This is a genomic window from Sphingobium sp. WTD-1 (genome assembly GCF_030128825.1).
In the GTDB taxonomy this organism is placed as follows: Bacteria; Pseudomonadota; Alphaproteobacteria; order Sphingomonadales; family Sphingomonadaceae; genus Sphingobium.
Map to the genome: position 1 here is coordinate 2,651,485 of NZ_CP119127.1, position 17,770 is coordinate 2,669,254.

The following is a 17,770-nucleotide window of genomic DNA, read 5'->3' on the forward strand; positions in this document are numbered from 1 at the left end:
TTGATCTTGCGAGATCGAACTCAGAGCTCGCGTGTCGCGCTAGCGGCACGCAGCCTTGAAATCGTTTCGGTTAGATATTTGCGGCTCATAGCCTGCGCCGTATCGACGAGATGCGCCGTCGCCGGCCTGAACATCAATTGGCCAATGATCGACCGAACGAAATCCGGCTTGGCGTTCTCAATGATTTCCAGCGCCTTTTCGCAGCGGCCCAGGCCACATTGTCGCAGTGCCGATACGACGTAATCGATACCGTGCCGATCGCCAACGGCTGCGAGATCAAACATGTCACGCGGCTGGAAATTCCATCCACGGTAATACACCTTTTTCGCGACGATCTCGGCAGGTGTTTCAAGATTAACGCCGCGATCCCTGATGACAGCTCTTTGAGTAGGGGCATCGGTGATGCTCTCGCAGCAAATAAAATCGATCTCGCCTATATCCTTATAGGCAAGCTTCAAAACCCCATTTCCGTCCGCAACGTAGCTATCAGGCCGTCTGTTGAGAGAAATGCCCTGTGTTTCAGGATTGAGATAGGGTATGATTTGCGGATCATCTAAAAACAGATCGATGTCATGGCTTTCGCGATGATCGATTTGCAGCATGAGTGCCGTGCCGCCGCCGAATGTCCAATCTGGAATGAAGCCGTTGGTCGACTGAAAATGATCGAAGATACTGCCCGCCAGATCGAAAAGGACTGGCCACTGGCTCGCTTGGTTGTTCGGCACCAGTTTAAGCCGCCAGAGGCAACGCGTAGCCGGAAAGCTCCGAAAACTGGCATGCTACCTTGCTGGCCGCTGCGGCACTCACGCCCATCTCCTTGAGAAAATCCTGTTGGATGTCAGCAGGAACCTCGGAGAAGAAAGAAAAGGCCATAGCGTTGAAGGTGACCGCACTTTCCAGATCGGTGAGAAGCTTGGCCAGTTGATGCGCAGAAAGGTCCGCCCCGTAGGGAGCGTTCACTGTCGTCAGAACCTGTACCGTTACGCTACTCATCGAACTACCTCGAACGATCTCCTTCGGATCGATCATTACCATATATCGATCTTACGTTATCAAAACAAGAATGGCAGAAATTGCTATTAACTTTCAAGCATCTATGTGAAAAATTGGCCTGATCGACCATTCCGTCATTTAGGAGTGACATGGCGGCTTCGATAGGTAGCAGCTTGATGAGTTCGTCCAATTCGGCATCGGTCTGCAGTCGACCGGACCTCAGCATTCCCATGCCGGTTTGCGCCGAAATAGCTCCTGCAACGGCTCTGAAGGTGCGGGCGGAGAATCGAGCATTGCCAGGAACCGCTCATGCTGCTCAGCGTCGAGCAAGAAGGTGCGCTGGTCGAGAATGGCGTCCACGGCGTCACGGCGCGCGCAATCGAGAACGAACTCGGAGAGTTTCTGGCCGCGCAATGCGGCTGCACGGGTCAGGACGGCCTTCATGCTCGCCGATGCCTTAATCTGGATGACATCGTCCTTGGGCGCTGATGAGCGCCGGTTCGAATGGGGCTGTACCGTCCGCGCCATTTTTGCGAGCCTTCCCTTAGATTCCCGGCATGCCTTTCTTCTAACGACGATGCCAACATATTTTTGGTGGCGGTCGATGCGCGGTGCTCGGAAGCGGCCACTGGAAATCGGCGAAAAACCGTTAGGGTGCCGAACTGGCTAGGGTCAGGACCCATTGATCTGAGAGGCGCGATCTGATTCAGGTTCCGTGAGGAGACTGGATTTGAGCGACCTGTACTGGCTAACGGACGAGCAACTGGCGCGTCTCGCGCCCTATTTTCCGAAGAGCCACGGCAAGCCCCGAGTTGACGATCGGCGGGTGCTGAGCGGGATCATCTTCGTGAACCGCAATGGGTTGCGCTGGCGGGATGCGCCGAAGGACTATGGGCCGCACAAGACGCTGTACAACCGCTGGAAGCGGTGGGGTGAGATGGGCGTTTTCACGCGGATGATGGAGGGGCTTTCCTCTGCGGGTGCCGAGCGCCGGACGGTGATGATCGACGCAACGTATCTGAAGGCGCACCGCACGGCATCGAGCTTGGCGGTAAAAAGGGGGATCTCGGGCGCCTGATCGGCCGCACCAAAGGGGGCATGAACACCAAGCTTCATGCGATTACCGATGCCAACGGCCGTCCCTTGAGCTTCTTCATGACCGCTGGCCAGGTCAGCGATTACATTGGCGCAGCCGCTCTGCTTGACGAGTTGCCGAAGGCGCAATGGCTGCTCGGCGACCGGGGCTATGACGCCGACTGGTTCAGGGACGCGCTGCAGGAGAAAGGCATAAAGCCCTGCATCCCGGGCCGAAAATCGCGCAATGAACCCATCAAATACGACAAGCGCCGCTACCGTCGCCGCAACCGCATCGAGATCATGTTCGGACGTCTGAAGGACTGGCGCCGCGTCGCCACACGCTACGACCGATGCCCAACCGCCTTCTTCGCCGCCATCGCCCTCGCTGCCACCGTCATCTTCTGGCTATGACCTATGAGTCCTGACCCTAGCCCATCGCCTGCCAGCTTCGGGGAACTCCCCATTGCGTGCCGTTCTATCCCGAGCTTGAGGCGCAACCGCTTCAGTCGGGTAAATTTATTCGCTGCCATCAATGCTTGCTCCGGGGGACGCAGCGATCCTAACAGTGTATTGCTTGTATAGGTGCGAGTGCCTCACAAACGCAGAAACTTTGTCTGTCGGCGGATATTTTGACCGTCGACGCGACGCTATTTTCAGATGGACGGGCCATCTGTGGATATTGGTGGGGTCGGCAATCAGACGTGCGCTGGCTTATGAGAGGTTCAGCCTCCGACTTTACGTTCCCAGGTGCGGCTCCGCCGCTCTCCCATTCTTGATGCCCAAGACTGGGCGGAACGAGAATGGCGGCTTTGAAATCGACAGCGGGACGAAGCTGCCATCGCTTTTCGCCCGACTGCGGCGGTTGAACAATCGGCTATGAAGACAATTGCCCTTAGCCACCGATCACGATAGTCGGCGCAGTTAGGACATCATGTCTCATCGACCTGAGGCAAAACAGAGCTAGGGTCAGGACTCATAGGTCATAGCCAGAAGATGACGGTGGCAGCGAGGGCGATGGCGGCGAAGAAGGCGGTTGGGCATCGGTCGTAGCGTGTGGCGACGCGGCGCCAGTCCTTCAGACGTCCGAACATGATCTCGATGCGGTTGCGGCGACGGTAGCGGCGCTTGTCGTATTTGATGGGTTCATTGCGCGATTTTCGGCCCGGGATGCAGGGCTTTATGCCTTTCTCCTGCAGCGCGTCCCTGAACCAGTCGGCGTCATAGCCCCGGTCGCCGAGCAGCCATTGCGCCTTCGGCAACTCGTCAAGCAGAGCGGCTGCGCCAATGTAATCGCTGACCTGGCCAGCGGTCATGAAGAAGCTCAAGGGACGGCCGTTGGCATCGGTAATCGCATGAAGCTTGGTGTTCATGCCCCCTTTGGTGCGGCCGATCAGGCGCCCGAGATCCCCCTTTTTACCGCCAAGCTCGATGCCGTGCGGTGCGCCTTCAGATACGTTGCGTCGATCATCACCGTCCGGCGCTCGGCACCCGCAGAGGAAAGCCCCTCCATCATCCGCGTGAAAACGCCCATCTCACCCCACCGCTTCCAGCGGTTGTACAGCGTCTTGTGCGGCCCATAGTCCTTCGGCGCATCCCGCCAGCGCAACCCATTGCGGTTCACGAAGATGATCCCGCTCAGCACCCGCCGATCGTCAACTCGGGGCTTGCCGTGGCTCTTCGGAAAATAGGGCGCGAGACGCGCCAGTTGCTCGTCCGTTAGCCAGTACAGGTCGCTCAAATCCAGTCTCCTCACGGAACCTGAATCAGATCGCGCCTCTCAGATCAATGGGTCCTGACCCTAAGGGCCGCAAGATCCTTGTGGCCTATCTGACCCGTTCGGGAAATACTCGTGTCATCGCGGAAACCCTGCACCTCACCCTCAATGCCGATCTGTTCGAAATACGGCCTATCCGGCGGACTATGAAAAGCATGTCGCACAGGCCTCGCAGGAGCGGGCCAAGGGCTATGCACCGCCATTGGCTGCACTTGTCACCGACATCGCATCCTATGATAAGATATTCCTCGGATTCCCGATCTGAGGGCAGGCTGCGCCGCCACCCATCCTGTCCTTTCTGAAAGGGCATGACCTACGCGAAAAGACATTGCGTCCCTTCATCACCCACGGTGGCTACGGCGTCGGCTCCGCCCAAGGCACCTTGGCAAGCCTGGCGCCGGCGGCGCGCATCCAGTCCGCTTTCGTGATGGAGGCGGATCAGGAACGGGCGCACACTGTCAATGCATCGAATGCTGACGATGTTCTTGATGCGATTGCCGCGGCGAAGCATCCCCTGCTCGCCGAGATTGCAGGCCTCAAAGCTTCAATCGACGGTGTTCTGGACGGGCGCAGTTCGGAAACTACCAGCGGTGGGGATGGCTGGTTCGACGTGAGTGGACGCGTCCGTCGTCGCATCGGAGCGATGTTGGTCGTTAGCTGCTATCCCCACATCCCGGCTTACCCCTTCTGGATCAACGATAGCCGATGATCCTCGCTGGCGCGGGCGACCAGGGTATAGGCGGCCTGGGCGATGACCTGGGCCTGGCTAAGCGCGGCGGCGTTCTCCTGCTGGGCGGGGGCGACCGGGTCGGCGACGGCCGATGCCGCCGGTGACGCATAATAGCCCGTGTCGGACAATTGCGTGTCCAGCGTGTTTTCCGGCGCCGCGACGGCCTGCGATCGCGGTGCTGGCGTGGGCGCGCTATAGGTCAGGGGCGACAGCGAAGGTGACAGGGTTACGGTCTCGCTGACCGCGGCCGGTTCGCTCACGACGGCCGGCGTCGGCGCGGCCACTGCGGCCGGTTCGGCAACCGGCTGAGCGTTGGCGACCGGCTCGCTTGCCGCAACCGGCGTGCTCGCCTCTGTCACCTTCGCTGTCGTGCTGCCGCTATTCTGGCTTGCCTGCCGCGCCTTTTCGGCAAATTCTTCCATCGCCTTCTTGAACTGGCCCCAGCCATTGCCTGAGCCGCCGATCGCACCAACCATCTCTGTTTCGCTCCCGGTCCCCGATCCGGCCATGGCGCGGCGGGGGCTGCGAATTTGACAAGGAACGGGCTTATCCGGCGATTAAGCATTCAATGCAGATGGCGCAGCTTGTCCGGGTTGCGCATGATGTAGATGGCAGTGACCTGCCCATCCTCTATGTCCAGCGCGGTGGTCTGCAACTCGCCATCGGCCTCGCGCGTGACGAAGCCGGGCAGGCCGTTAACCATGCAGGTGCGCAGCAGGGTCGACCCATATTTGCCGAACAGCACCGCCAGCGCCTTGTGGACCTGCATCACCTGGCCATGGCCGATCGCCGGGCGGATCGCCGCCGGGCGCTTGCCGCCGCCATCGCTGTGGAAGCTGACATCCTGCGCCAGCATCGCGCTCAGAGCGCGCATGTCGCCGCTGCGCGAGGCGGCGAAGAAGGCGCCGGCAATCTCCAGCCCGCGCTGTTTCTCGACTTGGAACCGGGGGCGGGCGTCGCGCACATGGTCGCGCGCGCGGGCGGCAAGCTGGCGGCAGGCGGCGGCATCGCGCTGGATCGTCCTCGCCACCTCGTCAAAGGCGAGGCCGAACACATCGTGCAGCAGGAAGGCGGCCCGCTCCAGCGGCGACAGCCGCTCCAATGCCAGCATCAGCGGCAGGGTGACATCCTCTTCCTCGTCCGCTTCCTCGACAACCGGCTCGGGCAGCCAGGGGCCGACATAGGTTTCGCGCTGCGCCCGCGCCGACTTCATCTGGTCGAGGCAGAGCCGGGTGACGATACGGCGGAGAAAGGCTTCGGGCTCGCGCACCGCGTTGCGGTCGGTGCCCATCCAGCGGATGAAGGCATCCTGCACCACATCCTCGGCATCGGCGACCGATCCGAGCATGCGATAGGCGACCCGGATCAGGCGGGGACGCAGCGGGTCGAAGCGCGCCGCCGCGTCCGTCTGCGTCCCCCGCGCCATCAGGCCGCTGCCTTCATCGGCATGTCGTACCAGAGGTTGAAGCCGACGGCGATGCGGTTCCAGCCATTGATGATGTTGATCATCAGGGTCAGCTTGACCTGCTCCTCCTCGGTGAATTCCCAGTTCAGCGCCTCCTTGGCGGCCTCGTGGGTGTGGCCCTTGGCAATCTCGGTCAGCGCCTCGGTCCAGGCCAGCGCGGCGCGCTCGCGGTCGGTATAGCAGGGCGCCTCGCGCCAGGCCGACAGCAGGTAGATGCGCTGCTCGGTCTCGCCCTTCTCGCGCGCTTCATAGGTATGCATGTTGATGCAATTGGCGCAGCCGTTGATCTGCGACGAACGGATCTTCACCAGTTCGATCAGGCTCGGCTCCAGGCTGTCGGCGACGGCCGTGGACAAAGCGGTCCAGCTCTTCATCAGCTGCGGCGCGGCGGCATAGGGATTGATCTTGTCGGTCATGATACAGCTCCTTTGCTTGCTATTGCTGACATGACGAGACGGTCGCACCCGATGTGACATAGGCAGCAACTTTTTTCGCAAGGGCCGAAAATATTTTGCCGATTCCGGCTCTGGACAGGGGGCGGGGGCAGGCGCTAGCCGGCGCCGCCTATGTCTATCATTGCCACCATCATGAACACGGCCACCGGCCAGCCCATCCAGAAGATGAAGTTCGAGCGCATGCCCAAGCCCTGGGTGTCGCTGAACCTTGAAAATGGCGAACTGGTCACCGCCGACCGCGTTGTCGTCGGCAAGCCCGCACCGGGCAAGTTCATCACCCCGGTCGAAGTCTGGGTTACGCCCAAGACGCTGGGATAATAAAACGAAAAAGGAGCTGGCGCGCAGTCCCGGCGTGCCAGCTCCCTACAACCTGATGGCGCACCCATGCGACCGAAGAACGCAGCCAGGCTGCGTTCCCCAGACGGCGCGGGCTGCGATTAACCGTGCAGCTTGATCGCGGTTTCGGCGATCCGGCGGCCCTGATAGCGGGCGCCGTCCAGCTCTTCCTCGCTCGGCTGGCGGCTGCCGTCGCCATCGGCCAGGGTGGTCGCGCCATAGGGCGAACCGCCGCGCACCTTGTCGACGCCCATCTGGCCGGCAAAGCCATAGTCCAGGCCGACGATCGTCATGCCGAAATGCAGCAGGTTGGTGATGATCGAGAAGAGGGTGACTTCCTGGCCGCCATGCTGCGACGCGGTCGAGGTGAAGGCGCCACCGACCTTGCCATTGAGCGCGCCACGCGCCCAGAGGCCGCCGGCCTGATCCAGGAAGGCCGCCATCTGGCTCGACATGCGGCCAAAGCGGGTGCCGGTGCCGATGATGATCGCGTCATAATCCGCCAGTTCGGCGACGGTCGCGACCGGGGCGTCCTGGTCAAGCTTGAAATGGGCGGCCTTGGCGACTTCCAGCGGTGCGGTTTCGGGCACGCGCTTGATGTCGACCTGCGCGCCGGCGGCGGCAGCGCCTTCGGCCATCGCCTTGGCCATCGTTTCGATATGCCCGTAGGACGAATAATAGAGAACCAGAACCTTAGCCATTGTCACGTCTCCTCATCTGAAACTGAAAAGTTGAAAGGGTGGTCGCCCGCACAAGGGAGGGAGCATGCGGGCGACCCGGACCGATCCGTCTAGGGGAGGGGAATGACGGACCGGTGCGTAAGCGTCATGTCTATTCGCTGTCGACCAGGACGATCTCGCTGTCCTCGACCGCGGTGATGGTGATGGGCGCGCCGCCGATGATGGCCGCGCCGTCCCGCGCCTCGAAGGTCTGGCCGTCGATCTCGATCCGGCCCGTCGCCGGGACCAGATAGAGATGGCGGCCTTCGCCGGCCTCATAGGTCACGCTGTCGCCCGCCTTGATCGTGCCGCCCAGCAGCCGGGCGTCGGCCCGGATGCGCAGCGCTTCCTTGTCCTCGTCATGGCCGCTGGCCAGCACGACCAGCTTGCCGGATCGATCGCCCTTCGGGAAGGGCTTGGCGCCCCAACTGGGCGACCCGCCGACCGACCGGGGAATGACCCAGATCTGGAACAGGGTGGTGGTCTCGTCCTCCAGATTATATTCGGCGTGGCGAATACCGGTGCCGGCCGACATCACCTGGACGTCGCCTGCCTCGGTGCGGCCCTTGTTGCCCAGGCTGTCCTGGTGGGTGATCGCGCCGGTGCGGACATAGGTGATGATCTCCATGTCGCTGTGCGGGTGGGGCGGAAAGCCCGAACGCGGACCGATCTCGTCGTCATTCCATACCCGGATCGCGCCCCAGCCCATGCGGGCGGGATCATAATAGTTGGCGAAGGAAAAATGATGCCGTGCGTTCAGCCAGCCATGGTCGGCATGGCCGAGCGACGCGAACGGGCGGCGCTCGATGCGGCTCGCGGTTGTCGTGCTCATGGGGTCAGCCTTTCGATTGCGATGCCGGATGCTTCCGGCTTGCTTTCCGACAATCTAGCGATCAGGTTCGTTTCTTGAATAAGCAGTGTTGAAACGGATTGTTTCCCTATGCGCCTACCTGATTTCGAGGCCTGGGCGATGTTCGCCGCCGTGGTCGAACATCGCAGCTTTACCGACGCGGCCAAGGCGCTCAGCGTCTCCAAGGCCACCGTGTCCAAGGCGGTGACCCGCCTGGAACAGCATCTCGACACCAGCCTGTTCAGCCGCACCAGCCGCCGCCTGGCGCTGACCGAGAGCGGCCGGCGCCTTGCCGATCATGCCCAGCGCATCCTGGCCGAAGGGCAGGCGGCGGAGGAAGCCGCCCGCGACGAGACCGCCGAACTCTCCGGCACGGTGCGGCTGGGCGCGCCGATGAATTTCGGCCTGCTGCGGATCGCGCCGCTGATCGCGCAGTTCACCAAGGAAAATCCGCTGGTCGATGTCGACCTGCATCTGTCCGATGCCAAGATCGACATCGTCGAACTCGGCCTCGACGCCACCATCCGCATCGCCGACATGCCCGACAGTTCGCTGCGCGCGCGCCGGCTGGCTGACGTCCATATGCATGTCGTCGCCTCGCCCGCCTATCTGGCCGAGCGCGGCCGTCCTACCCATCCGTCCGACCTCGGCAGCCATGACTGCCTCTGCTATTCCAACGTCACCGCGCCCGACGTCTGGCGCTTCACCGGGCCGGGGCAGCAGAATGTGACGGTGCAGGTCCGCCCGCGCATCACCGTCAACAGTGGCGAGGCGATGATGCCGGCGCTGCGGCTTGGCGTCGGCATCGCCCGCCTGCCCGATTTCATCGTCGGCGACGCGATCCGCTCGGGCGAGTTGGAGGAGATTTTGCTCGACTGGCGGCCGCCGCCCTTCGGCCTGCATCTGGTGACGCCGCCCTCGCGCCTGCGCCCGGCACGGGTGGAAGCGCTGCTCGACTTCCTGACCCGCCACCATGGTTGCTGAGGCTGGTTTACAAAGTGCAAATTTCCGCCTTGTGACAGCCACGGATCGCCCCTGCGAAAGGCGGAACCAGGGCAGGACTTTGCTCGTTTCGTCCCGGAATCCAGCTTGACTCCATAAGGATCGTTACGGGGGCAACGCTTTGTAAATAGATTCGTTTTTATACGACTCGCGGATTCCTGCGGGTTAGCGAAAAATTAACCTTTGTCCTTCAGAAGTTTTTTGGTTAATGATTGCGAGCAGAAACCGTTCTGGTGGGGTGAACGGACCTGCGACACGAAGGGGCTTCCAATGCGCGTGCTGCTGATTGAGGACGAACCGACCACCGCCAAGGCGATTGAGCTTATGCTCACGACCGAGGGCTTCAATGTCTACACCACCGATCTCGGGGAAGAGGGCCTCGATCTCGGCAAGCTGTATGACTATGACATCATCTGTCTCGACCTGAACCTGCCCGACATGCACGGCTATGACGTTCTCAAGAAGCTGCGGGCGGCACGGGTGCAGACTCCGGTGCTGATCCTGTCGGGCGTCGCCGAAATGGACAGCAAGGTCCGCTCCTTCGGCTTCGGCGCCGACGATTATGTCACCAAGCCGTTCCATCGCGAGGAACTGATTGCGCGCATCCATGCCGTGGTTCGCCGCTCGAAGGGCCATTCGCAGTCGGTGATCCGCACCGGCAAGCTGGCGGTGAACCTCGACGCGAAGACCGTGGAAGTGGACGGCAATCGCGTCCATCTGACCGGCAAGGAATATGCGATGCTGGAGCTGCTTTCGCTCCGCAAGGGCACGACCCTCACCAAGGAGATGTTCCTCAATCATCTCTATGGTGGCATGGACGAGCCCGAACTCAAGATCATCGACGTTTTCATCTGCAAGCTGCGCAAGAAGCTGGCACTGGCCTGCAGCGGCGACAATTATATCGAGACCGTTTGGGGCCGCGGCTATGTGCTGCGCGATCCCGATGAGGTCGAAGCGCTCGAAGCGCGGGTCGCCTGATCGACCACTGATCCTATGTCAGGGGGTGGAAAGGCCGGCGATCCGATGAGATCGCCGGCCTTTTCCGTTTCCGCCACATTGTTACAAATCATGTAATTTCTGTAGAATTAAGGCCCCATTTACCATCGATGCGTAGGCCGGAGGTGAAGGAGTTTTATGTTCATGGGTCAGGCGATTCACCCCCACAGCCGCGATGCCGTTTGGGACGCCATCTGCCGTTCGCAGGCGGTGATCGAATTTGCGCCGGACGGCACGATCCTTTGGGCCAATGATCTGTTCCTGACGACCATGGGCTATGCGCTCGGGGAGGTGGTCGGGTGCCATCACCGCATCTTCTGCGACGAAGGGCAGGCGCACTCGGCTGCCTATGCGGCCCTGTGGGACAAGCTGGCGCAGGGCGATTTCGATGCCGGCGAATATCGCCGTCTGAACAAGCATGGCGGCGAGGTCTGGCTGCAGGCCACCTATAACCCGGTCTTCGATGCCGAAGGTCGGGTCGAGCGTATCCTCAAGATTGCGACCGACACCACCCCGTCCAAGATATTGCGCGCGGAACTCAAGAGCACGGTCGACGGGCTGGTCGATATTGTCGAGACGATCAGCGGCATCGCCAATCAGACCAACCTCCTGGCCCTCAACGCCACGATCGAGGCTGCACGCGCCGGCGAGGCGGGACGCGGCTTTGCGGTGGTCGCGGCCGAGGTCAAGAAACTGGCGGGTGACACGCGCGCCGCCACCGATCGCGCCCGCGCCATGGTCCTTGCGTCCAGCTGACGTCGCCACCCGATTGCGGACATGATGCGGCCGGCGATCCGATGGGGATCGCCGGCCGCTTTCGTCAGGCGACGGCTACGGGGTTATGGGGTCAATCGGTCGCCTGATCGGAAGAGGAAGGCGTGGCGGCCTCGCTCTGCGGCTGGCTTGTGCTGCCATAGGTCTCGCCACTGCCCGAAACCTGCCCGCTGGCGTCGATCGAGGCGGCGCTGCCGACGGCATGGGTCGCGTTGCCCGCGACATTGCCCGCCACCGACCGTGCGCCGCTGGCTGTCGAACCCGCCCGATCCCGTGCGGAGGCAACCGTGCTGCCTGCCCGGTCACGGGCCGATGCAACGGTGCTGCTCGCCCGATCACGCGCGGTCGCGACGCCGCTTTGCGCCCGGTCCCGTGTGGCGCCGACCGTGTCGCTCGCCCGGCTGCGCGCCGTATCGGTTGCGCTGGTTACATCGTTGGTGCCCAGCGTATCGACCGCCAGGTTGCCGCTGGCCGATCCCGATCCGCTGGCCGAGCGGCTCTTGCCACGACGGGTTGCCGATCCTTCGGCGCGGCCATTGCCGTTGCCGCTGGCGCCAATCCGGCCATTGTCAAGGTCGAGGCTGCGATCCAGGCTGCCCGATCCGCCGAACGAACCACCCAGCGTGCCGCCCAGGCCGCCGGTCATGCCGCCCAGGCCGCCACCGCCAAGCCCACCACCCAGGCCGCCGCCGCCCAGCAACTGGGCCGATGCGGGGGCCGTGGTGAGCGCCGCGAGGCAGGCGGTTGCGATGATAATCTGCGTCTTCATGGACCGTCTCCTTGGTCATCTTGATCCGATGACAGGACAACGGCGGGGCGTTTCGCTTTAATCCCGAACGTCTGAATTTTTCTCACAAGGCACGGAAATTCAATCCATATTTCTGCAGGTGCCGCACAATATGCCGGCGCCATAGCCTTTGCCGCGACCCGGTTTCGCCTCCCGCCGCAGTGCCTCGACCGATCCGCCCGCCATCAGCCGCCCGGCCACCAGAGGCGCTGCAAAGGATGTGCCGCGCACCTTGTCCCGACCGCCGTTCATGTCGGCGGCCATCATGTCCGCGCCGGGCGCGGCGAAATCGACATGGGTCGCGCGCCCGGCTTCGGGCAACAACCGGCCCCGCCCGTCCACGCCGGTCACCGCGATCACCTGCGGGTAGGAGGCAGGGTAGGCGGGCGGGGCGGCCGGGCCGTCATTGCCGACCGCCGCGACCAGCATCACCCCCTTGTCGCGCACCAGCCGGATCGCCCCGGCCAGCAAGGGATTGTCGGGTCCGACCAGGCTGATCGTCACCACCTTCGCGCCGCGCGCCGCCATCCAGCCCAGCGCGCGGACAATGGCAAAGCTGCTGCCACCGGCCGGATCGTCGCCATAGACATCGGCGACCAGTAGCGGCGTGCCCGGCGCGGCGCCGTTCACGCTGCCATATCCGCCGATCAAGGATGCAACCGCCGTGCCATGGGCGCTGGCCCGTGGCGCGCCGGCGACGAAGCCACGCTGCTCGATCGCGCCGGCCATCGCCGGATGTGCGGCCACGCCGCCATCGATCAGGCCCGCTGCGCCGCGCCCGACACTGCCATGGCTCGCCAATGTAGCGGATCGCCCCCCTGTGGCCGCGCCGCTAGGGAAATAGAGATTGTCGGCGCTCGCCTGCGCCTGCGGGGCGATCTTGCGCACGCTGCGTAGCGCCCGCGCCAGGCTCTGTCCTTCCGGCACGGTCAGGCGGGTGATCGCCATGTCGATCCCCTCCGCCTCGACCTGTTCCACGCCATAGCCGGCCGCACGCAGTGTCTCGATCGCGGCCGCGTCCGCCCCGGTCAGCAGGATGATGCCGCGCCGCGCCGGCTCTCGCCGGTCGTCCAGTTCGACCGCGTCGCCATGCTGGCGCAGCAGGGCGTCGATCCGCGCCGTACGCGCTGCCGCCAGCCGATCGGCCAGACGTGCCGGTGACAGCCGGTCCAGTCCACTCTGGTCGACGATCCCGCCCAGCCGGTCGAGCGTGTCGGGCACTATCTGGCCGACCCCGCCCAGCGCACCGCCCCCCAACGTCCCGGCGGCCGGGGCGGGCAGCAATTGCGCCTGTGCACCCGGTGCCGCCAGCCACAGCCCCGCGATCAGCAACGGGCGCGTCCATCTCATCTCTGTCTCTTCCCGCCGGTCATCACCGGCCTTTTCAGCGTCAAAATCGTCCATCGTCAAAAAAATTCCGGTTGCTGGACTTTCTGAAGGATGAAACGGCCGGGCAGGGACGTTTCATCCCTGATGAGTTCGTTTGTAAATCCGATTGAAACCGGATTTGCCGCTCCGGCCCACTCCCCCACCCGGCCACCCAACGGCTATATTCTATGGGTGGCCGGGTGGGGGAGTGGGCTGGTGCGGTACCGAAAATGCGCTTCTGCGCATTTTCCAAACGAAAAATATGTTGGAGACATAATGTCGTTCGAGCGCGACCTGCTGGCGATCCTGCCCCGGCTGCGGCGTTTTGCCGCCAGCCTGTCGCATGATCGCGCCGATGGCGACGATCTGTGCCAGGCGGCACTGGAAAAGGGGCTGCGCGCCCGCGACCAGTGGCAACCGGGCACGCGGCTCGACAGCTGGATGTATCGGATCATGCGCAATCTTTGGATCGATGAGGGCCGCGCCCGGCAGCGGGCCGCCAGAACCTTCGCGCCGGAAGAGGCGGGGGCCGATGTCGGCTATGCGGGGGATAAGGCGGTGGAGCAGGCCATGACCTTGTCCGACGTCGATCGGGCGATGCAGGCATTGCCGCCCGAACAGCGCGAGGCGATCGCGCTCGTGCTGGTGGAGGGGCTGTCCTACAAGGAGGCGGCTGCGATATTGAACATACCGATGGGCACGCTGACCTCGCGACTGGTGCGCGGTCGCGGCGCGCTCATCGAACTCTTGGGGGAAGCGGCATGACCGACATTGACGAAGCCATGCTGATCGCCTGGGTGGATGACGAACTGGACGAGGTGACGCGGCGGCGGGTCGACCGCGCGGTGGCGGAAGACCCGGCGCTGGCCGCCCGGCTGGAGCAGCATCGCCGGCTGCGCGCGCGGCTGGCCGGCCATTTCGCGCCGATCGCGCAGGAGGATGTGCCCGCGTCGATGCAGGCGATGCTCGCGCCGCCGACGCTGGTGCCGATCGCGCGACCTTCGCGGCGCTGGAGTTGGGTTACGGGCGGCGCGATCGCCGCCAGCCTGCTGCTGGGCCTTGGCATCGGCCATATGTCGGGCGGGCCGGTAGGGCCGATTGCGGTAAAGGACGGCGCGATGCTGGCACAGGGATCGCTTGCCACCGCGCTCGACAGCCAATTGGCCTCGGCCGGGGAGGATGGCATGGTCCGTATCGGCCTCAGCTTCCGGCGCAAGGGCGGCGGCTGGTGCCGCAGCTTCGACGGCGCGGCCATGGCCGGCGTCGCCTGCCGCACCGATGCCGGCTGGCAATTGATGCAGGCGGTGCCCGGCAAGGGCCAGACGAGCGAATATCGCCAGGCCGCCTCGGCCGATCCGCGCCTTCTCGCCACCATTGACGGCCTGATCGACGGCGCTCCTGCCGATGCGCAGGGCGAGCGGGCAGCGCAGGCTGCTGGCTGGCGCTAACTGCCGCTTCGTTGTCGCTTCGGTGGCGCGTCAGGGACGCGTGGCGGGCGCGCCAGGCCGCCAAAACGGCTGATTTGGCGTCGCACGACACTGTGAATTTTCAACTGTCGCGTCAGAATTCCAGGTTCAGTCGGCCATAATAGAAACCGCCGCTGATCCCATAGGGGGCATAGGCATTGTAGAGGCTCCCGGCCGTCCGGTTCACGGGCTTCAATTTGTTGGGATAGGTGTTGAGCAGATTATTGGCGCCGACCGACAGCTTGACGTCCTTGGTCAGCCGGTAGCCCAGTTCGAGGTCGAGGATCGTCTTGGGGCTCAGCTTCTCGTCGACATAGCCCAGGGTGCAGCCGGCACTGCCGGCGGTGCAGGCGGCAAAATCCTCGGTATGATAGACGGCGGCGCTCGCCCGCTGATAGATTTTGCCATAGCGGGTGGCGCGCAGGTTCACGTTGAAATCGCCCTTTTCCCAAAGGATGTTGCCGATCAGCTTGTCGCGTGGCGTGCCTTCGGAAAGGTCGCCCTGCTTGGCCCGGCCGATCAGCACCAGCCCGGATGCGGCGATCTCGTCCGGGACCGGGTCGATATGGGTGAAGATCGTCTTGTTGAAATTGGCCGACAGGCTGATCGTCGCGGTGCCAAGGTCGCCCAGCCCCGCCCGATAGGTGCTGACGATGTCGAGGCCGCGGGTGCGGGTGTCGGCCGCGTTGGAGAAGATGAGGCCGCCGGCAATGCCCTGGATGCCCGCTGCCGCCAGAGCGTTCATGACCACCGGGCCGCTCAGCGTTTCGGACAGCAGGATGCGGTCCCTGACCTTGATCTGATAGGCGTCGACCGTGACGTTGAAATTGGGCGCCGGGGTCAGGACGATGCCGGCGGAAAAGTTGGTCGACTTTTCCGGCTTCAGCGGCTGCGCGCCCAGCGCCCGCGCGGCGATGCCATCGACCGGCAGCGCCTGCACCGGCAGCAACTGGTTCACGCCGTTGACGGTGACGTTGATCGTGGAGGAGGAGGCATAATGTTGCTGCTGCAGCGTCGGCGCGCGGAAGCCGGTGCTGGCGGTGCCGCGAATGGCAAAGCCGCGAAATGGCTCGATGCGCAGCGACGCCTTGCCGGTATCAGTGGTGCCGAAGTCGGAATAATCCTCGTGCCGTCCGGCAAGGCCGAACTCCAGCCCCTCGACGATCTGGCCTTCCAGGTTGATATAGGCGCTCCAGTTGTCGCGGCTCCAGCTACCCGATCCTTCGGGCAGGAAGCCGGTGACACCCTGCGACCCGACCCCGGTTCGCGTCGCGCCCGCGAGCCAGCTGCCGGCCGGCGAGACATAGCCGCCATCGATATAGGATTCCGGATCGCCCGGACCGATCAGGAACTTGTTCTTCTTATATTCGGCGCCAACCGCGACCGACAGCGGCCCGGCGAGGCCGATGTCCAGTTCCTTGCTGAAGTCGAGATTGCTGGTCCATTCGTCGAAGCGGATCTTGCCGAGATAGAAATGGGTCGGGCTGGCCGGCCCCATGGACGGGTTGAGCGAGGTCGTCTGCGCATATTTGACCTCGTCCTGCGCATAGCTGGTCGACAGGTCGACATGGATGCCGCCGCCAATCTCGCCGCGCAGGCCGCCGGCGACCTGAAAATCCTCGTCATAGACGTGGATGCGCGGGATATAGCCTTCGGGGTAAATCTCCAGGATGTTGTTGAGCGCCGCCGGGTTGCGATAGGTCAGCCAGCCGGCGGCATGTCGCTTGGAATAGGTGCCGAAGCTGTACAGCTCCATGTCGCCCCCGACCGGCATCATCGCGTCATAGCTGGCATTGCCGCCGATCACCTGCGGCTGGCCATATCTGGCGCGAATGCGATTCGGATCGGCATTGCGCGCGTCGCCGGTGGGGTAGAAGGGATTGCTGGTGATCGGGCTGCTGTTGACCACCGTATTGTCCTGCAGCACGCCTTCGCCCGACAGGTGGATATAGCCGCCGTCCGGCCCGATCGCGAAGCCCTTGTCGATCTGCCAGCGGCCCTGCCAGCCGCCATTGTCGGCGGTGCTGCCCATGGTCAGCGCCGCGCCGCCCTGGGTGTCGTTCTTCAGGATGATGTTGACCACGCCGGCGATCGCATCCGACCCATATTGGGCCGACGCGCCGTCGCGCAGCACCTCGATCCGCTGGATCGCATTGCCGGGGATCAGGTCCAGGTCCGGCGGCGACTGGCCATTCTGGACCGACCCGTTGATGAACAGGGTGGCGGTATTGTGGCGCCGCTTGCCATTGACCAGCACCAGCAACTGGTCGCCGCCCAGGCCGCGCAGCGACAGGGTGCGCACCGCCCAGCTGGCGCCGGCGCCATTATTAGACACGTTGATCGACGGGACCAGCGTGCCCAGCAGGTCGCGCACCGACTGCTTGCCGCTCGCTTCCAGATCCTTTTCCCCCAGCACGTCGATCGGCGCCAGGCTTTCGGCGACGGTGCGGGTCGTCTGGCGGGTGCCGGTGACGATGATGGGCGCGGATTCCGCTGCCGGCTCCGGCGCAGGCGCCATGGCGAGGCTGTCCAGCGTAGCCGTACCGCTCGCCTGCGCGAACTGGATCGCCAGCGGGCGGCGGCGCACCGCGCTGCGGTTGAGCGGGGTGATAAGGGCGATGACGCCGGCGCCGGCCGGGGATCGGCGCAATTCGGTGCCGGCCAGCAACTGGCTGAGCGCATCGTCGGTGCTCAGCCATCCTTCGACCCGGCGGCTGCGGATATTAGCGACTTCATCATAGGGGAACAGGATGCGAATGCCGGCCTGCGCCGACAGCGCCCGCAGCGCTCCGCTCAGGGGCTGCGATGGGATGTAGAATTTGTGCCGCTGCGACAGGCTGGTGTCCGGCGCAGGGGCGGCAAGCAGTTGGGTCGGCACAACAAGGCATGTGGCGAGCGAAAGCCCCGCCAGAACATGGTGTTTCTGCATGATATGTCCCCTGCTGATCGGCATTTTTGCCGTTGGTCATGGGAACGAA

20 protein-coding genes are annotated in these 17,770 nt (G+C 63.7%); 8 read left to right on the forward strand and 12 right to left on the reverse strand.

Annotated features, from left to right (window positions below):
- Positions 1-20: 20 nt before the first annotated feature.
- The 3 genes from N6H05_RS13210 to N6H05_RS13220 all read right to left on the reverse strand — a co-directional run bounded on the left by N6H05_RS13210 (position 21) and on the right by N6H05_RS13220 (position 1,437).
- Positions 21-725, reverse strand: coding sequence for a nucleotidyl transferase AbiEii/AbiGii toxin family protein (locus N6H05_RS13210; RefSeq protein WP_284109933.1), 705 nt, complete (start codon positions 723-725; stop codon positions 21-23).
- Between the two features lie 4 nt (positions 726-729).
- Complete coding sequence (locus tag N6H05_RS13215) at positions 730-1,035, reverse strand: hypothetical protein (RefSeq protein WP_284109934.1); 306 nt, start codon at positions 1,033-1,035, stop codon at positions 730-732.
- Between the two features lie 177 nt (positions 1,036-1,212).
- Positions 1,213-1,437: a type II toxin-antitoxin system TacA family antitoxin gene (locus N6H05_RS13220; RefSeq protein WP_284109935.1), complete on the reverse strand. Its 225-nt coding sequence runs from the start codon at positions 1,435-1,437 to the stop codon at positions 1,213-1,215.
- Positions 1,438-1,723: 286 nt separating this feature from the next.
- Here N6H05_RS13220 and N6H05_RS13225 point away from each other — a divergent pair.
- Positions 1,724-2,481 (forward strand): IS5 family transposase gene (locus tag N6H05_RS13225; protein ID WP_136186518.1). Its coding sequence is split into 2 segments (ribosomal slippage): positions 1,724-2,057 and positions 2,057-2,481, totalling 759 coding nucleotides; the frame shifts between segments, so codons are not numbered across the junction.
- A 569-nt stretch (positions 2,482-3,050) separates the two neighbouring features.
- On the opposite strand, the gene N6H05_RS13230 is transcribed toward N6H05_RS13225, so the two are convergent.
- Positions 3,051-3,808 (reverse strand): IS5 family transposase gene (locus N6H05_RS13230; protein WP_136186518.1). Its coding sequence is split into 2 segments (ribosomal slippage): positions 3,051-3,475 and positions 3,475-3,808, totalling 759 coding nucleotides; the frame shifts between segments, so codons are not numbered across the junction.
- 364 nt (positions 3,809-4,172) lie between these two features.
- On the opposite strand from N6H05_RS13230, the gene N6H05_RS13235 reads away from it, so the two are divergent.
- On the forward strand, positions 4,173-4,553 hold the full coding sequence (locus N6H05_RS13235; RefSeq protein WP_284109936.1) for a hypothetical protein: 381 nt from the start codon (positions 4,173-4,175) through the stop codon (positions 4,551-4,553).
- On the opposite strand, the gene N6H05_RS13240 is transcribed toward N6H05_RS13235, so the two are convergent.
- The 3 genes from N6H05_RS13240 to N6H05_RS13250 all read right to left on the reverse strand — a co-directional run bounded on the left by N6H05_RS13240 (position 4,523) and on the right by N6H05_RS13250 (position 6,455).
- Positions 4,523-5,050: a hypothetical protein gene (locus tag N6H05_RS13240; RefSeq protein WP_284109937.1), complete on the reverse strand. Its 528-nt coding sequence runs from the start codon at positions 5,048-5,050 to the stop codon at positions 4,523-4,525. The two genes, N6H05_RS13235 and N6H05_RS13240, sit on opposite strands and share 31 nt — an antisense overlap.
- An 89-nt stretch (positions 5,051-5,139) precedes the next feature.
- Positions 5,140-6,000 (reverse strand): sigma-70 family RNA polymerase sigma factor, encoded by an 861-nt coding sequence (locus tag N6H05_RS13245; RefSeq protein WP_284109938.1) that lies wholly within the window; start codon positions 5,998-6,000, stop codon positions 5,140-5,142.
- Positions 6,000-6,455: a carboxymuconolactone decarboxylase family protein gene (locus N6H05_RS13250; protein ID WP_284109939.1), complete on the reverse strand. Its 456-nt coding sequence runs from the start codon at positions 6,453-6,455 to the stop codon at positions 6,000-6,002. Before N6H05_RS13250 ends, N6H05_RS13245 begins: the two co-directional genes overlap by 1 nt.
- Before the next feature lie 150 nt (positions 6,456-6,605).
- On the opposite strand from N6H05_RS13250, the gene N6H05_RS13255 reads away from it, so the two are divergent.
- A complete protein-coding gene (locus N6H05_RS13255; protein ID WP_010339971.1) occupies positions 6,606-6,812 on the forward strand; it encodes a hypothetical protein in 207 nt (68 codons plus the stop codon).
- 119 nt (positions 6,813-6,931) lie between these two features.
- On the opposite strand, the gene wrbA is transcribed toward N6H05_RS13255, so the two are convergent.
- Entirely contained in the window at positions 6,932-7,531 is a 600-nt protein-coding gene (gene wrbA / locus N6H05_RS13260; protein ID WP_004212197.1) for an NAD(P)H:quinone oxidoreductase, read from the reverse strand.
- Between the two features lie 130 nt (positions 7,532-7,661).
- Positions 7,662-8,381, reverse strand: a complete 720-nt coding sequence (locus N6H05_RS13265) for a pirin family protein (protein WP_069337233.1) — start codon at positions 8,379-8,381, stop codon at positions 7,662-7,664.
- A 108-nt stretch (positions 8,382-8,489) separates the two neighbouring features.
- Between N6H05_RS13265 and N6H05_RS13270 the strand changes: the two genes are divergently transcribed.
- The 3 genes from N6H05_RS13270 (at position 8,490) to N6H05_RS13280 (ending at position 11,153) form a co-directional block, all read left to right on the forward strand.
- A complete protein-coding gene (locus N6H05_RS13270; RefSeq protein ID WP_029548055.1) occupies positions 8,490-9,383 on the forward strand; it encodes a LysR family transcriptional regulator in 894 nt (297 codons plus the stop codon).
- 288 nt (positions 9,384-9,671) lie between these two features.
- A complete protein-coding gene (gene ctrA / locus N6H05_RS13275) occupies positions 9,672-10,379 on the forward strand; it encodes a response regulator transcription factor CtrA (RefSeq protein ID WP_284109940.1) in 708 nt (235 codons plus the stop codon).
- Positions 10,380-10,535: 156 nt separating this feature from the next.
- Positions 10,536-11,153 (forward strand): methyl-accepting chemotaxis protein, encoded by a 618-nt coding sequence (locus N6H05_RS13280; protein WP_284109941.1) that lies wholly within the window; start codon positions 10,536-10,538, stop codon positions 11,151-11,153.
- A gap of 91 nt (positions 11,154-11,244) precedes the next feature.
- On the opposite strand, the gene N6H05_RS13285 is transcribed toward N6H05_RS13280, so the two are convergent.
- A complete protein-coding gene (locus tag N6H05_RS13285; protein ID WP_284109942.1) occupies positions 11,245-11,940 on the reverse strand; it encodes a hypothetical protein in 696 nt (231 codons plus the stop codon).
- A 99-nt stretch (positions 11,941-12,039) separates the two neighbouring features.
- Positions 12,040-13,362 carry a S8 family serine peptidase gene (locus tag N6H05_RS13290; RefSeq protein WP_284109943.1) on the reverse strand — a complete coding sequence of 441 codons (1,323 nt, stop codon included), beginning with the start codon at positions 13,360-13,362 and terminating at the stop codon, positions 12,040-12,042.
- A gap of 240 nt (positions 13,363-13,602) precedes the next feature.
- On the opposite strand from N6H05_RS13290, the gene N6H05_RS13295 reads away from it, so the two are divergent.
- Both N6H05_RS13295 and N6H05_RS13300 read left to right on the forward strand, forming a co-directional pair.
- The gene (locus N6H05_RS13295; protein ID WP_004212209.1) at positions 13,603-14,091 is read left to right on the forward strand and encodes an RNA polymerase sigma factor; all 489 of its coding nucleotides are present in this window, start codon (positions 13,603-13,605) and stop codon (positions 14,089-14,091) included.
- Complete coding sequence (locus N6H05_RS13300; protein WP_284109944.1) at positions 14,088-14,774, forward strand: anti-sigma factor family protein; 687 nt, start codon at positions 14,088-14,090, stop codon at positions 14,772-14,774. The genes N6H05_RS13295 and N6H05_RS13300 overlap by 4 nt, the downstream gene beginning before the upstream one ends.
- 112 nt (positions 14,775-14,886) lie before the next feature.
- Here N6H05_RS13300 and N6H05_RS13305 read toward each other — a convergent pair whose 3' ends face one another.
- The gene (locus tag N6H05_RS13305) at positions 14,887-17,721 is read right to left on the reverse strand and encodes a TonB-dependent receptor plug domain-containing protein (RefSeq protein ID WP_284109945.1); all 2,835 of its coding nucleotides are present in this window, start codon (positions 17,719-17,721) and stop codon (positions 14,887-14,889) included.
- Positions 17,722-17,770: the final 49 nt, after the last annotated feature.

Coding starts and splice junctions, on each gene's coding strand:
- N6H05_RS13215 (WP_284109934.1), bottom strand. CDS start 1,035: ATGGTAATGATCGATCCGAAGGAGATCGTTCGAGGTAGTTCGATGAGT.
- N6H05_RS13220 (WP_284109935.1), bottom strand. CDS start 1,437: ATGAAGGCCGTCCTGACCCGTGCAGCCGCATTGCGCGGCCAGAAACTC.
- N6H05_RS13240 (WP_284109937.1), bottom strand. CDS start 5,050: ATGGTTGGTGCGATCGGCGGCTCAGGCAATGGCTGGGGCCAGTTCAAG.
- N6H05_RS13245 (WP_284109938.1), bottom strand. CDS start 6,000: ATGGCGCGGGGGACGCAGACGGACGCGGCGGCGCGCTTCGACCCGCTG.
- N6H05_RS13250 (WP_284109939.1), bottom strand. CDS start 6,455: ATGACCGACAAGATCAATCCCTATGCCGCCGCGCCGCAGCTGATGAAG.
- N6H05_RS13255 (WP_010339971.1), top strand. CDS start 6,606: ATGTCTATCATTGCCACCATCATGAACACGGCCACCGGCCAGCCCATC.
- wrbA (WP_004212197.1), bottom strand. CDS start 7,531: ATGGCTAAGGTTCTGGTTCTCTATTATTCGTCCTACGGGCATATCGAA.
- N6H05_RS13265 (WP_069337233.1), bottom strand. CDS start 8,381: ATGAGCACGACAACCGCGAGCCGCATCGAGCGCCGCCCGTTCGCGTCG.
- N6H05_RS13270 (WP_029548055.1), top strand. CDS start 8,490: ATGCGCCTACCTGATTTCGAGGCCTGGGCGATGTTCGCCGCCGTGGTC.
- ctrA (WP_284109940.1), top strand. CDS start 9,672: ATGCGCGTGCTGCTGATTGAGGACGAACCGACCACCGCCAAGGCGATT.
- N6H05_RS13280 (WP_284109941.1), top strand. CDS start 10,536: ATGTTCATGGGTCAGGCGATTCACCCCCACAGCCGCGATGCCGTTTGG.
- N6H05_RS13285 (WP_284109942.1), bottom strand. CDS start 11,940: ATGAAGACGCAGATTATCATCGCAACCGCCTGCCTCGCGGCGCTCACC.
- N6H05_RS13290 (WP_284109943.1), bottom strand. CDS start 13,362: ATGGACGATTTTGACGCTGAAAAGGCCGGTGATGACCGGCGGGAAGAG.
- N6H05_RS13295 (WP_004212209.1), top strand. CDS start 13,603: ATGTCGTTCGAGCGCGACCTGCTGGCGATCCTGCCCCGGCTGCGGCGT.
- N6H05_RS13300 (WP_284109944.1), top strand. CDS start 14,088: ATGACCGACATTGACGAAGCCATGCTGATCGCCTGGGTGGATGACGAA.
- N6H05_RS13305 (WP_284109945.1), bottom strand. CDS start 17,721: ATGCAGAAACACCATGTTCTGGCGGGGCTTTCGCTCGCCACATGCCTT.